Genomic DNA, 13,455 nt, shown 5'->3' with positions numbered 1-13,455 from the left:
TAGATTTTCAAAATTCGGAGGGTCAGAAAACTTTGATTTTACGACCCTCTGTTTGTTTTTTTACCTTCTATTGTTTATCTTCTGAATATATCAATCGAATGACTCGTAACGCCTATTAAATCTTCGCGTTCACAAGTAGCAAAGTGATACTTCAAATATAACTCAAATGCGTCATCATCCATAGCATCTACTGCTTCATGCATACATAGGGCTAAACCGTCTGATGCGACGTAATGCAGTCTTGTTACAGGAAAGACAGACATCAAATCGTCAATGTTTTCTTTACGGACAAGTTCAAACAAATCATTTGGCTCTGACTTGGTAGCAAATGTCTGTGGGTCAATCAAGCCCTTTTCAATATATTCAGCTACATTGATATTTCCTCGGTTGAACCCTTCATCAATAAGACAGCCATCAGATATAACATATGCAGCAAAAATCACACCCCCATGTTTTGTTACACGAATAGCCTCATGTAGAGCTTGTTGCTTATCCTCTTTGTTATAAAGATGATACAACGGACCTAACAACAATGTAATGTCATATTCATTATCTGGGAAAACAGATAAATCCATAGCATTACCTTGAGTAATAGTTATATTTTCATTTGATTGAATATTTTTACGGAAAACTTCTATGTTATGTTCGACCAATTCCACTGCATCGACGTCATATCCCTGACGTGCCAGCGTGTGAGAATAGCGACCAGTTGCAGCACCAATTTCAAGCACACGGTCGCCAGGTTTTATGTACTTCTCAATGTAATGCATAGTAGTTAGGAATTCAACTGTTCCATGCTTTAATGCCAACCGACTATCTTCGTCGTAATTATTGTAAAAATCAATTAAGTATTGGTTTGTTTTCATATTGCACCCCCTTCTGTATTAGTTAGTAAACATCAAATAGATAAATTCCAATCCGTTTTTTCTTGTCTTATAAAAGCTGATAATATATTTTTTAACATTTTTTCAGCACTATTTCTATCTAATGTTATTTTTTTTGTTGCTGTTAAGACAGCTATGCCATGAGTATAAAGAAATAAATCTAAAAATATGACTTTTGCACATTCTAACTCTATTCCAATGCTTTCCGAAAAAAGCCTTGCCTTTTTTTCATTATCAATTTCTTTATAAAAATCATTTGCCTCTTCCATCATCAAATCTAAATCGTTTATAAATAGCAACTTAAATAAATGTGTTTCTTCTTGAGCAAATTCAATGTATGAAAGTGGAAGTAATAAATAGTGACTGACATTTTCAGAGTTATGATAATTAATAACATACTGATTATAGTATTCGTATGCAAAAGCAAGAAATTCAGATTTTAATTCATCCATGTTTTCATAACAAGTAAAAATTGGTCGAGTAGAACATTGTAATTTACTTGCAATACTCCTTGCATTTACAGTTTCAAATCCTGTTTCTCTTGTAATATCCAAGACAATATTCAAAATCATTTCTTTCGTTATTTTTGCTTTAGGTGGCATATAAGTTCACTTCTCCATTAAAATTTTATAAAACACATGTGTTGTATAACAATTATTATATATCAAAAAAATTATGTCAAGAAAAAATTTTGCATTTTTTTGTCATTCCTGGGGTTAATAAATAAAAAATGAGTTGCAATTAATCAATTAATAGACAATTGCAACTCATTTTTTATTTTAAATAGTTTTCTTTTTATCTGATATTTCATATACATAATCTTCTGATGAATTACTATCATTTTCTCTTCTCTTTTTAGAATCTATTAGCACAAAATAAAGTATAAAGCCTACTACAAGACCCCATGTTCCACCTTTAGCAGCAATTACACCACCCATCAGCCCAATTAAACCTCTCTCTACGCCAGTATCACATAGTTCCATTGATAGTTTAGTACATAAATAACCTTGAACTAGAAGTGTCACTGATAATGCTAATGGTATAAGAGGAGTAGCTATTTGTGCAATTGGATAAAAGCAAATAAAAATAGCTGAAACCCATACTAACGTACCCATACCACTAAAAATAGACTGCATTGCTTCCTTTCCGACCTTATATCTTTGAGCAACACTTCCAGTAAGAGTTGCCGCCAATGGACCACACATAGCTATATATGGAGAAATAACTGCCATAGCAATATTTCTTATTCCACTTATAACATTAGACCTATTGGAATTAAAATCAATATACTCATCTGTTCTGTTTTTACTTTCAGAAAGAACTAAATTTTCACCTGTTATAAAATCACCAAACGCAATTATGTATATCATGAAAGCCATTGGCAATCCTTGTATAAATAATATTACACTTGGAAAACCTATTCCAAAAGGAGATACTGTATCTATTAGTTTTTGAAAATCCATTATATAAATAATATTTTCAAAATTAAAGCTAGGAATTCCTATTTCTTTACTAAATATTCCTATAATTAAACTCACTAAAATAGCTGGAACCACGCCATATTGACCTAATCGAAACAAAAACTTATTCTTTATTTTTAGAGCATCAAATTTTTCAGAAAACATTACAAAACAAGCAACTAAAATCCCTACTGTTATAGATATTGGATAAGATTCAAATCTGCCTTTAGGACTAAATTCTGATATTACAGTTGATATACCAACTCCCATAAGTATCCCACCTTTGATGGAATTTGGGATTCTATTTACTAGTTTTCCAGCTATACCTGTTATTCCCATTAAAATAAATATAATTCCTAAATCTATTTGTAAAGCTGTTAATGCTTGTATTCTTTCAATACCAATATTGAACTTTAACAAATATGCAGTTGTAAGAGTTATAGAAGCTGTAATCCAGCCAGGAACTACTGGGTCTCCCATAAAAACATGTAAGCAGTACAATATTGAGTTAATGATAGCCATACTCCATGCGACTTCATATGGTAATCCTAATATTTGCGTGCTAAGTCCAATAGTTCCTAAGCTTGTCATACTTGATATTATGCCTTGAATAGCTTCTGGTTTCTCAAATCTGTAATGTATAAATGGAATTCGTATCTTAAACATTCCAAATTTTATATGAGGCTGTTCACTTCTAGTGAGTCTTTCCATAATTTCACTCCACCTTTCAATAACTCTTATAATTGTTTATAAATTATCAATCTTGTTAAAACTAGTATATAACATACAAATTACATAAACAATAAATTAAAGTTGTAAAATTGATAGATTTTGTGCATATATAGAAAAATATAGTCATTTTTATTTTTTTATATCAATTGATAAAGGTTCTTTATAAAATTCAATAGTTCTTTTCCATGATTCAAACTGTCCTTTTGCATTACCTTCTACAGTTCCTCCTGAAGAAAATATTCCTCCATCCATATTCACAAATAAAGTTTCCTTTAGAGGCACAATATATGGAATTGGTAAAGGATGTCCCATCTTATCATATGTTAATAGTTCCACATTATATTGGTAGTTATTTTTTTTAAGTTTTTCCATGATTTCTACACAACCATCATAACTATTCCAAATATTATCTTCTTTTCCAGAAATCATAAGAATATCAGCTTCAGAATTTTCTACTTTTATTCTAGCTTCTTCTTTATTGTCTGCCCTTACAATGCTTTTCTTATAGGTACTGGCAAATCCAAATGGGATTCCTTTTTCTATATCTTTTTTCTGGTCTTCAAAAAATATATTATTGTCGACTTTGATATATGGAAGTGGCTTACCTTTATATGACCATGATGAAGTATCTTTTCCATTCATCTGTCCATCAAGTGCTTGAAAACAATACGCATGAGGCTGTGATACTACTACTTTTTTAATTTGCTTATATCTTGAAGCAAGTAAAAGTGCTAATTCGCCACCTTTTGATGTTCCATGTACAAATAGTTCTTTAGTATTAGTGATTTCATTTTCACTAATCCATTTAAATACGTTTTCAAAGTATTCTAATGGTACTTCTTCTAATTTACTTGGCAATCCTTCTAAATCAAAATAAGCAACTGTTAGTACATTGAATCCTCTAGATGCAAGTGGAGCTGCTAAAAGTTCTAAAGCATCTAAATTTCCATCAGAACCACCTAAAACTAAAATTGTTTTATTACTAGAATTTTGTTTATAAAATAATTTTCCTATAAATTCATCTGATATGTCTTTTGTGATAATATCTTCTGTTTTAAACAATCTCTTCAACCTAACCTCTTTTCTTTCAATATCAGATTCAAATATCATATTCATGATTATTGGTTTATCAATAGATATATTTTCTGCAAAATTTTTACCTTCAGTTTTCGATTTTTTCAGGGAATAAATTAACCCCATGCAGTCAGCCGTTTTATAAGACCCTTCTAAAGGTTCCACTGAATCTAAATTCACTTCTCCTTTTTCATTTGAATAAAATACTCCATAAGATGAAAATTCCTCTCCTTTACACCATGGAAATTCCATTTTCATAGATACTCTTAATTTACTATTTGGAATTAAGTCTGAAACTATAACTTTAATTTTATCATCTACAAGTGATTCTACATCGTACACATTTACTTTCATAATTGATTCCTCCATATAATAATTAGTGTTCATGAGTTATATATATTTGAAATAAATTTCTTTAGTAGACTATTAATAATTCAAATATACGACATTATGTTGACTATTTTATTATATCAATTCAAATCAATTTAGTCAATATATTGTCTTTTTTATTTAATTCAAATTCTCTTAACAATATGAACCATTTTTAACTTAAAATTTTACTTATATTGGATGATAAAAAAAGTGAAATTTAAATATAATCTTTATGATTAATAAAATACCATAGAAATTTTCTTTAAGAAGTTAGATAGAATATAGCTGAAAAAATAAAAAACCACACCTTTAAAGGAATGGTTTTTATCTAGAAAATATAAATTATTTTTTAGTAAGCTTAACAAGTATTTTTTATTTAAAATTTTAGTACAATCATATATTTTTTTATTTACAGATTATATAAAATTTATGCATTGGCAAAAGTGTATATGGCATTAACTCTTGCTATATATAGATTTTCATCACTACATCCAATATACTTAGCATACTTTTCAATCTTCTCTCTTGCATTTTCAGCATCACTTTCATCGCTCTCTACTAGTTCATTTATATAAAGATCCATTAAGGAAGCCTTATATTCTTTTATATCATATCCTAAAAACTCAGTTAATCTTTCAATCTCTTTACTAAAATCACCATCCTCTTTTACCAAAAATTCGTATACGTCTTCTCTATATGGATTTAATGTTATTATTTGTTTTACAACCTTACACTCATCTGCTTTTCCAATAAAACCATCTTTATAATTATTAAATAAGGCATTAGATTTTTTTATAGATTCTTCATCAATATAAGAATGGACTTCACTGACTCTATTTTCTATAAGAGCATCTATAACAGCATAATGAATTTTGAAACAATCATTATACAAATAATTACTCATTTTTTTTACTGTAGATTCGATTTCTAAAAAATTTGCATAATTATTTTTTTTATTCTTATTTGGTATAATAAAAGTTTTATTTAAGTTATTAAAAAGCCTTTTAAAATCTAAATATTTTTCACAATAAACACTTTTAAAGGTATCAATATCTATAGTTATAATTCCAAAACTCACTATAGTCTCGATTCCTTTCTTAAAAGATTCCTCTATATATTTTTCTCCTAGATTTAGACCTCTATCTGATATTTGTTTTAGATTTTGAAAATTATTTAAACAATCTCTCTCAAAGTTTTTAGAAATTTCTAAAGCATACAATTTAAAAATTTTTCTTATCTTATTATAATTATTTTTTGTATCATCAAACCTGATAATAGCTCCATTTACATCAAATGTAATCATTGAGTTTTAACCTCCCCCATTAGTTTCATCAATAAAATAAATTTAATATAAACTTTATAATCATAATATTAAACTTATTTCTACTATAATTATTAATTTGATGATAAAAGCCATTTTCCTTCTAAATAAAAAATTTGTCTAAAGTTTTTAAAAACTTTAGACAAACTTTAAGTTTTTAATTTCTAGATTAATCCAAACACACCAAATAATATTGGCATAAATATAGCTGGCAAAAGATTTGCTACCTTTATATTTGTTAGCTTAAGTACATTTAAACCAAGACCTATAATTAATAAACTTCCTGCAGCTGTCATTTCTGTAACTACAGGGTCACTTAAAAATCCATTTAAGAATGATGCCCCTAAACATATAATACCTTCATATAAAAATACAGATACAGCAGAAAACATTACACCTATACCTAAAGAAGCCGTAAATATAATAGAAGCTATCCCATCTATTACTGATTTTACAAATAGAGTATCATGGCTTCCTGTAAGTCCACTTTCTAATGAACCAACTACTGCCATAGCCCCTATACAAAACAACAAACTAGATGATATAAAACCTTCAGCAATAGAATCTTTTTTGTTGCCTTTAGAAAATCTACTCTGTAAAAATGCCCCTAATTTATTTACCCATTTATCAATATCTATTAATTCTCCTATTAAAGCCCCTAAAGCTATAGATATTATCGTTACTAGTGTATTTTTTCCTTCTAGTGCTCCTGATATCCCTATATATAATACACATAATGCAATTCCATTCATTATAGTATCACTTACTCTTTGAGGTAATCCTCCTTTGATTATAAGACCTACTATACATCCTCCTGCAATTGCTAGACTATTTGCTATTACTCCAAACATTTTTTCTCCCCTCGATTAGCTAATTAAAATTTGCTCCCATTATCAAAACTTAAACATCAATACTTTGTATTGGATATTTTAAATATTCCAAAAATTCTTCAAAGCCCTTTCTAGATATGTTTACAGTTTTAGTATTTATATTCGGATGAAAATTTAAATACTCTTCTTTAATTACATCCTCATCTATGTAAAGCTCTACTTTTCTTTCTGTATCATTTACCAATGAAAAAGGATTTACACTTCCAGGAAGAAGTTTAAGTACATTGTATAATCTTTCAGGCGAAGCAAATGATAACCTAGAACTTCCTATTTTTTCTTTAACTGAATTTAAATCAACATGTTTATCCCCTCTAACTACAATTAGATAGTATTTATTTCCTTTAGCATTTCTTAAAAATAAATTTTTACACTGACATCCTTTTGTTATATCATTTAAAATTACTAACTGTTCTGCTGTATATACAGCTTCATGTTCTACTACCTCATATTTAATATTTAATTTATCTAATACATTGTATATTTTAGTTTCATTTAAATTTAATTCATTTTCATCTGATAATTCTGTCATTTTATCTTTTAAATCACTCATCATACTATAATCTCCTTTAATACTTTGTATATTACAACTATGTCACTTTATTTTATAGTAAAATATTATTCTATTATGGCTATTGCTCTTACTGGAGCACCATCAGCATCATTATACTTAAATGGAGCTGCTATAAATAAAAATCTTTCTGGCACAGCTTCTAAATTGGTAAGATTCTCTATTATTATTTTACCTTTTTCAAATAAAATATGATGCACTTCAAACGATAACGTATCATATCTATCTACTGACAACATATCAATCCCTATTCCTTTTATATTACTATCAGCTATATAGTGTGCAGCCTCTTCTGTTAAAGTAGGATAACCTACATAATATTGTTTTTTATCCCAAAACTTTGACCAGCCTGATTTAAATATTATAAACTCACTACTTTTTATCTCATCTTCATATTTTTTTAGATATTCCAATTCTATATTTTTGCTTCCTTGCTCAAGTTCTAATACATAAGCCTGACCAACAAAATTTTCTATATCCAATGTATCTAAGGATTCCCCTTTAGTATACATATGTTTTGGCGAATCCATATGAGTTCCATTGTGAGAAAATACACTGATTAATGTTTCTTGATATCCATTTTCTTCAATAATAGCTACTTTTTTTATATCTGGTCTATTAGGCTCTGCATATACAGGCATATCATTATGTGTCACATGAGTTAAATCAAAAACCTTCATTTTTATACCCCCTATGTTTTATTTTCTATTATATACCTAAATTCACTTTATTTCTATTGGATTTTATCCTATTATTGCCAAATTAATATATACTTTTTATAAAATTTAATGGATTCATAGAAAAATCTTGAAAAGAATTATCAGTAAATATAATATCTTCTCCCAAAAAACGTTTATATCTTCTTTCTTCTTTCTTTAAAGTAATCCTTTGTTTTTGTGAATGATTGTTAAAAACCATTATTTTAAGTGGGGCTTTTTTTCGATTTGTCTGAACTCTTTTTAACATATATTTTATATGCATATCAGCTTCAGGAAATGAATATCCACAAAATATTAAAAGGTCAGTATCTCTTAAAGTTTTTTCTGTTTCATTCCAGACATTACTTAAAAATATATTTGACATATTCTTAAAATATGTTGGTGGAACTATAATAGGTTCTGTCAATTCATTGCATTCTAGACATTTTGTCTCTGAACTGTTTTCAATTAGTTTCATAACACCACCTTCATGTGGTGTAAGAGTTAAACTGTTACAAATGGGACAGTAAAGCCAGTTCAATGAACCATGTATCTTATAGAGTTTAATTAATGGTTCTTTCGGTTTTCTCCAGTTTAATTCTTCCTTAAAATTAGTAAATTCTACACCATAATCAAGCATAATAGGCAAATTATTTTTATCTCTTAAACCAGTAACTGTATTGTCTATATGTATATCATAATTTGCACTAATAAAAGTTGTATCAAGGAGTAAATCATCTTGTAAAAGATTTTCAACTAGAAGTTTGTGATATTTATTATCTGTTCTAGGTGTGTTATGGATTGCTTCAGCCATCAACAGTATTAAATACTGTCTTAAAAAACGTATACTATCACTCCTATTATTTAAATTTTCAAGTCCAAAATTTCTAAATCCTTCTCTTCTTTGTTCTGCTAAATCTAAAAGCCCTAAAACTTCTTCAAATGTTGGAAAATTTGCATTATCTAGATTATCTTTTCTTATATCAATATTAAACATTTGTTTAAAAAAAGCATACAATTCTCTATTCATATCAGTATCATAATTTTTAGGTTTTAATTTCTTAAAGTATTCACTAAATAATTCATTTTGAATAGGTAAATTTTCTGCAGCTGATGCTCCTGCTCCCAAAAATATAGCTATTTTCATATAATTCCTCCTATATAAACATTACTATTATTTTTTATATCTATTAAATATTTATCTTATTAACCTATTTAATAATACAATAATAAAGCTGTCTTTTACTAGAAAAAATCCTATTACAAGACAGCTTTATATTTATATTTAAATCTTTAATAATTCATAAATAGAAAGAGCATATATTTGAGCAGCTTTTACAATATCTTCTACTATCAAATGTTCATTAGCTTGATGCTCTGTTTCTGGTTTCCCTGGGAAAATAGCTCCAAAGGCAACACAATTGTCTAAAGCTCTTGCATAAGTTGCTCCTCCAGATGAAAGAGGTGTTCCATCAAGACCAGTTTCCTCTTCATATACTTTTCTCAATGTTTTAACAAGAAGTGTATCTTCTGGAACATAAATTGAATCCAAGAAATCATATTCTTTATAATCTAAATTATATTTATCTGTTATTTTCTTTAGTTCTTTTACAAAGTCATCTTTTTTATATGTTACAGGAATTCTTACATCAATTCCAGCAAATTCTTTTTTACTATCGATAGTTACTTTACCTATATTTACTGTTAATTTTCCTGACACATCATCCTTGCAATTAGGAACTATATTGTTTCCATTAGCATCTTCACCAATAACTTCTGCTAAAAACTTAATTATATTAGAATCTATCCCTATATTATTAAGAGCTATACAAAGTCTAGCTACTGCATTTATACCAGTATCACTGGCTGCTGAATGAACACTTTTTCCTATTATACATATTTTATTTCCTTCAACAGTGTATTCAAAACCTAATTTATCTAATTCTTTTTTTAACTCATCAGAATATTTTCCAATATAAACTGCTTTTCCTGGAACTGCATTTAAAGCCTTCCCAACTGATAATTCTATATCACTTTTACTATCACATGTTAAATGAACTTGTAAAAGACCTTTTTCTGCATTTGTTATTGGGAATCTAGAATCAGGAGTAAATCCATAGTCTGGTACGTCTTCATTATTTTCTTTGTATTTATTTATACATCTCCAAAGATTTTCTTCATCAGCTCCAAAAATAAATCTTATTCTCTTATTTAAATCTATATTTAAATCCATAAGAGCTTTTACTGCATAAATTGCTGATATTGTAGGTCCCTTATCATCTTGTGTTCCTCTTCCATATAATTTACCATCTTCTAAAACACCTTCAAATGGAGGATAATTCCAGCTTTCTAAGTCACCTTCTGGAACTACATCAACATGACCAAGTATACCTATCATTTTTTCACCTTGTCCTATTTCTGCATAGCCATAATATCCATCTTTATATACTGTTTTAAACCCTAAAGATTTACATAAGTCTAAAATACCTCTTAAAGCCTTATCTATATTTTCCCCAAATGGGAAATTTTCAGTTGGCTCAGATATAACACTAGGTATTTTTACACTTTCTTGTATTGAAGAAATCATTTCATCTTGTAGGGAACTTACTTTTTCTTTAATTTGTTCTTTCATAATTATCACCCTTCAATTCTCATCATAATATACTAGTAAATATTTTGACCTTTTAAAAGAAAAATATGCTTACTTTTTTAGTTTTTTTATAAATTCAATTGCTTTTAAAGTACCCATTTTAGAATGGTCAAATGTAAGCCCTCCTTGGAAATAAACATTGTAAGGAGGTCTTATTGGAGCATCTGCACTTAATTCTATGGAAGAACCTTGTATAAATGCTCCTGCTGCCATTATAACTTCACTTTCATATCCAGGCATATCCCAAGGCACAGGTTTAACATAAGAATCAACTGGAGCAGCTTCTTGTATTCCTTGACAAAAACTTATGACTTCATCACCACTATTAAGTCTAACACACTGAATAATATCACTTCTTAAATCATCATATTTTGGCAATACATCATATCCTAATTTTTCAAAAGCTCTTGAACAAAATATAGCGCCCATTACAGCTTGAGATACTACATATGGTGCTAGAAAAAATCCTTGAAGAACATTTCTAGTAGTTCCAAAGGTAAGACCACATTCTTTACCTATTCCAGGAGAAGTCATTCTATATGATATAAGTTCAATTAAATCTTTTCTACCAGCTATATACCCTCCTGTTAATGCAAGTCCACCTCCAGGATTTTTTATTAGAGAACCAGCCATAACATCTGCTCCAACATCAGTTGGTTCTTTAGTATCTAGAAACTCACCATAACAGTTATCAACCATTACTATAACTTCTGGTTTAACAGATTTTATTACATCAATGGCTTCCTTTATATCACTAATTGAAAGTGATTTTCTCCAAGAATAACCTTTTGACCTTTGTATCATAACAAGTTTAGTTTTATCATTTATTTTTCTTTTAATTCCTTCTAAATCCAAATTTCCATCTTCTAAAAAATCTACATCATCATATGTAACACCATATTCTTTTAAAGAACCTTTTTCTTCTCTTATACCTATAACACCTTCTAAAGTATCATATGGTCTTCCAGTAACAGATAGAATTTCATCTCCTGGTCTGACTATTCCTTGTATACATAAAGTGAGTGCGTGTGTTCCATTTACAATTATTGGTCTTACAAGAGCATCTTCTGTATTAAAAACTTTTGAATAAATTTCCTCTATTTTTTCACGTCCAATATCATTATATCCATATCCTGTGGTCCAATTAAAATGCATGTCACTTAATTTAGATTCTTGCATAGCTTTTAAAACTTTATATTGATTGTATTCTCTTATTTCTTTTATTTCCTCAAACTTATATTTTATATCTTCCATTGTTTCTTGTGATAGTTTAAAAGTATCTTCATCTACACCATAGTAATCTTTCAGTAATTCTTTTGTCTCATTAAGCATTTTATCACCTGTCTCTTTGTTATTTTATTTAAACATGTCAAAGGAGACTATTTTACTAAAACAAATAAATTATAGTTTATAAGTTAGCATAAGTCTCCTTTTAATTATCTTAAATTAAATTAATTATCTATTGTTATTGTTGTTATTATTATTATTATTTTGATTTTGATTAGTTAAATTAATATATTTACCAGGTTGTATAGTCGAAACAGCATGTTTATAAATCATGTTTTGTTGTCTATTGTCCCCTTCTATCAATATTATATAACTGTCAAATCCTTTTACAAGCCCTTTGACTTGCACTCCATTGACTAAATATATAGTAACAGGTATCCTTTCTTTCCTAGCATTATTTAAAAACAAATCTTGTAAATTTAAAACTGTATTTTTCATTAGATTTGTACCCTCCCAAGATTAAATTGAACATCTAAAATATTCCTATCTTATATTCTATATAAGTTATGGTAAATTTTCAATATGAAGTTGTATACTTAAAAATTTATATATATTATTTTATAGAATTTTTAATATATATAATTATTTCATTTTTTAATAAATCTATATCTTCATATTTATCCAAATCAAACCATTTTGCCGTTTCATATCTTTTAAACCAAGTTATCTGACGTTTTGCATACCTTCTAGAATCCCTTTTTATTATTTCAATGGCTTCTTTATATGTATATTCTCCATCTAAATACTTCAATATCTCTTTGTATCCTATACCTTGCATTGATATCATGTCTTTTTTAAATCCCATGCTTAAGAGTTTTTTAACTTCTTCAACCAAACCACTCTCTAGCATAATATCAACTCTCATATTTATTCTTTCATACAAATGCTCTCTATCTCTATTCAAAACTATTATTATAGATTGATAATCGTCATTAAATTTTAAGTCACTTGAAAAGTCATTCATTTTCTTACCGCTTAGACAAACTTCAAGCGCTCTTATAACTCTCTTTGTATTGTTTTTATGAATTCTATCAGCAGCTTCTTCATCAAGTGATTTTAATTTATCATGCATGTAATCTATTCCATTCTCAAGAAGTTGTTTTTGAAGTTCTTCTCTTAATTCATTGTTAGCATCAGATTTTGCAAAATCCATATTGTATATTAAAGAATTCAGATAAAGACCAGTTCCTCCAGTCACTAAAACACACTTTCCTTTTTGATTTATTTCAGATATATATTTTTTTGCTCTTTGTTGAAATTCTGAAACTGAAAATGGATAGTCAGGTTTAACCTCATCTATAAGATAATGCTTTACTCCTTGCATTTCCTCTGAAGTAACTTTTGCACTTCCAATATCCATATATTTATATATTTGCATAGAATCTGCTGAGATTATCTCTGCATCCATATCTTTTGCTAACTTTATTGACAAATCAGTCTTTCCAACAGCAGTTGGACCTGTAAGTATTATAAGTGGTATTTTTTTCATAACATTCCTTTCCATGTATTTTAACTATCC

General features: G+C 28.2%; 13 protein-coding genes. All 13 read right to left on the bottom strand.

Features of this window, described 5'->3' with window-relative positions; genetic code table 11:
* Window positions 1–74: 74 nt before the first annotated feature.
* Window positions 75–866 (bottom strand): class I SAM-dependent methyltransferase, encoded by a 792-nt coding sequence (locus KGF46_RS06060; RefSeq protein ID WP_227856355.1) that lies wholly within the window; start codon window positions 864–866, stop codon window positions 75–77.
* 32 nt (window positions 867–898) lie between these two features.
* Entirely contained in the window at window positions 899–1,486 is a 588-nt protein-coding gene (locus KGF46_RS06055) for a TetR/AcrR family transcriptional regulator (RefSeq protein WP_227828017.1), read from the bottom strand.
* A 177-nt stretch (window positions 1,487–1,663) separates the two neighbouring features.
* The gene (locus tag KGF46_RS06050) at window positions 1,664–3,055 is read right to left on the bottom strand and encodes a hypothetical protein (protein WP_227828016.1); all 1,392 of its coding nucleotides are present in this window, start codon (window positions 3,053–3,055) and stop codon (window positions 1,664–1,666) included.
* Window positions 3,056–3,205: 150 nt separating this feature from the next.
* Entirely contained in the window at window positions 3,206–4,504 is a 1,299-nt protein-coding gene (locus KGF46_RS06045) for an acyl-CoA thioesterase/bile acid-CoA:amino acid N-acyltransferase family protein (protein WP_227828015.1), read from the bottom strand.
* A 445-nt stretch (window positions 4,505–4,949) separates the two neighbouring features.
* Window positions 4,950–5,825: a kinase gene (locus tag KGF46_RS06040; RefSeq protein WP_227828014.1), complete on the bottom strand. Its 876-nt coding sequence runs from the start codon at window positions 5,823–5,825 to the stop codon at window positions 4,950–4,952.
* 182 nt (window positions 5,826–6,007) lie between these two features.
* A complete protein-coding gene (locus tag KGF46_RS06035; protein WP_227828013.1) occupies window positions 6,008–6,694 on the bottom strand; it encodes a DUF554 domain-containing protein in 687 nt (228 codons plus the stop codon).
* 49 nt (window positions 6,695–6,743) lie between these two features.
* Window positions 6,744–7,283, bottom strand: coding sequence for a prolyl-tRNA synthetase associated domain-containing protein (locus tag KGF46_RS06030; RefSeq protein WP_227828091.1), 540 nt, complete (start codon window positions 7,281–7,283; stop codon window positions 6,744–6,746).
* A 65-nt stretch (window positions 7,284–7,348) separates the two neighbouring features.
* Window positions 7,349–7,981 (bottom strand): cyclase family protein, encoded by a 633-nt coding sequence (locus tag KGF46_RS06025; protein ID WP_227861862.1) that lies wholly within the window; start codon window positions 7,979–7,981, stop codon window positions 7,349–7,351.
* 82 nt (window positions 7,982–8,063) lie between these two features.
* Window positions 8,064–9,146 (bottom strand): SIR2 family protein, encoded by a 1,083-nt coding sequence (locus KGF46_RS06020; RefSeq protein ID WP_227828011.1) that lies wholly within the window; start codon window positions 9,144–9,146, stop codon window positions 8,064–8,066.
* 138 nt (window positions 9,147–9,284) lie between these two features.
* Window positions 9,285–10,631 carry a M20 family metallopeptidase gene (locus KGF46_RS06015; RefSeq protein ID WP_227828010.1) on the bottom strand — a complete coding sequence of 449 codons (1,347 nt, stop codon included), beginning with the start codon at window positions 10,629–10,631 and terminating at the stop codon, window positions 9,285–9,287.
* Between the two features lie 69 nt (window positions 10,632–10,700).
* The gene (locus KGF46_RS06010; RefSeq protein ID WP_227828009.1) at window positions 10,701–11,981 is read right to left on the bottom strand and encodes a methionine gamma-lyase family protein; all 1,281 of its coding nucleotides are present in this window, start codon (window positions 11,979–11,981) and stop codon (window positions 10,701–10,703) included.
* A 123-nt stretch (window positions 11,982–12,104) separates the two neighbouring features.
* A complete protein-coding gene (gene hfq, locus KGF46_RS06005) occupies window positions 12,105–12,374 on the bottom strand; it encodes an RNA chaperone Hfq (protein ID WP_169466998.1) in 270 nt (89 codons plus the stop codon).
* A 115-nt stretch (window positions 12,375–12,489) separates the two neighbouring features.
* Complete coding sequence (gene miaA, locus KGF46_RS06000) at window positions 12,490–13,425, bottom strand: tRNA (adenosine(37)-N6)-dimethylallyltransferase MiaA (RefSeq protein ID WP_227861368.1); 936 nt, start codon at window positions 13,423–13,425, stop codon at window positions 12,490–12,492.
* Between the last annotated feature and the right edge of the window lie 30 nt (window positions 13,426–13,455).

It is taken from the genome of Clostridioides sp. ZZV14-6153 (assembly GCF_020657855.1).
Lineage (GTDB): Bacteria > Bacillota > Clostridia > Peptostreptococcales > Peptostreptococcaceae > Clostridioides.
The sequence above is the reverse complement of the archived record's forward strand: the minus strand, read 5'-3'. Positions and strand labels throughout refer to the sequence as shown.

Excerpts from the sequence above, each read along its gene's own strand:
- KGF46_RS06060 (WP_227856355.1), bottom strand. The coding sequence starts at position 866 with ATGAAAACAAACCAATACTTAATTGATTTTTACAATAATTACGACGAA.
- KGF46_RS06055 (WP_227828017.1), bottom strand. The coding sequence starts at position 1,486 with ATGCCACCTAAAGCAAAAATAACGAAAGAAATGATTTTGAATATTGTC.
- KGF46_RS06050 (WP_227828016.1), bottom strand. The coding sequence starts at position 3,055 with ATGGAAAGACTCACTAGAAGTGAACAGCCTCATATAAAATTTGGAATG.
- KGF46_RS06045 (WP_227828015.1), bottom strand. The coding sequence starts at position 4,504 with ATGAAAGTAAATGTGTACGATGTAGAATCACTTGTAGATGATAAAATT.
- KGF46_RS06040 (WP_227828014.1), bottom strand. The coding sequence starts at position 5,825 with ATGATTACATTTGATGTAAATGGAGCTATTATCAGGTTTGATGATACA.
- KGF46_RS06035 (WP_227828013.1), bottom strand. The coding sequence starts at position 6,694 with ATGTTTGGAGTAATAGCAAATAGTCTAGCAATTGCAGGAGGATGTATA.
- KGF46_RS06030 (WP_227828091.1), bottom strand. The coding sequence starts at position 7,283 with ATGAGTGATTTAAAAGATAAAATGACAGAATTATCAGATGAAAATGAA.
- KGF46_RS06025 (WP_227861862.1), bottom strand. The coding sequence starts at position 7,981 with ATGAAGGTTTTTGATTTAACTCATGTGACACATAATGATATGCCTGTA.
- KGF46_RS06020 (WP_227828011.1), bottom strand. The coding sequence starts at position 9,146 with ATGAAAATAGCTATATTTTTGGGAGCAGGAGCATCAGCTGCAGAAAAT.
- KGF46_RS06015 (WP_227828010.1), bottom strand. The coding sequence starts at position 10,631 with ATGAAAGAACAAATTAAAGAAAAAGTAAGTTCCCTACAAGATGAAATG.
- KGF46_RS06010 (WP_227828009.1), bottom strand. The coding sequence starts at position 11,981 with ATGCTTAATGAGACAAAAGAATTACTGAAAGATTACTATGGTGTAGAT.
- hfq (WP_169466998.1), bottom strand. The coding sequence starts at position 12,374 with ATGAAAAATACAGTTTTAAATTTACAAGATTTGTTTTTAAATAATGCT.
- miaA (WP_227861368.1), bottom strand. The coding sequence starts at position 13,425 with ATGAAAAAAATACCACTTATAATACTTACAGGTCCAACTGCTGTTGGA.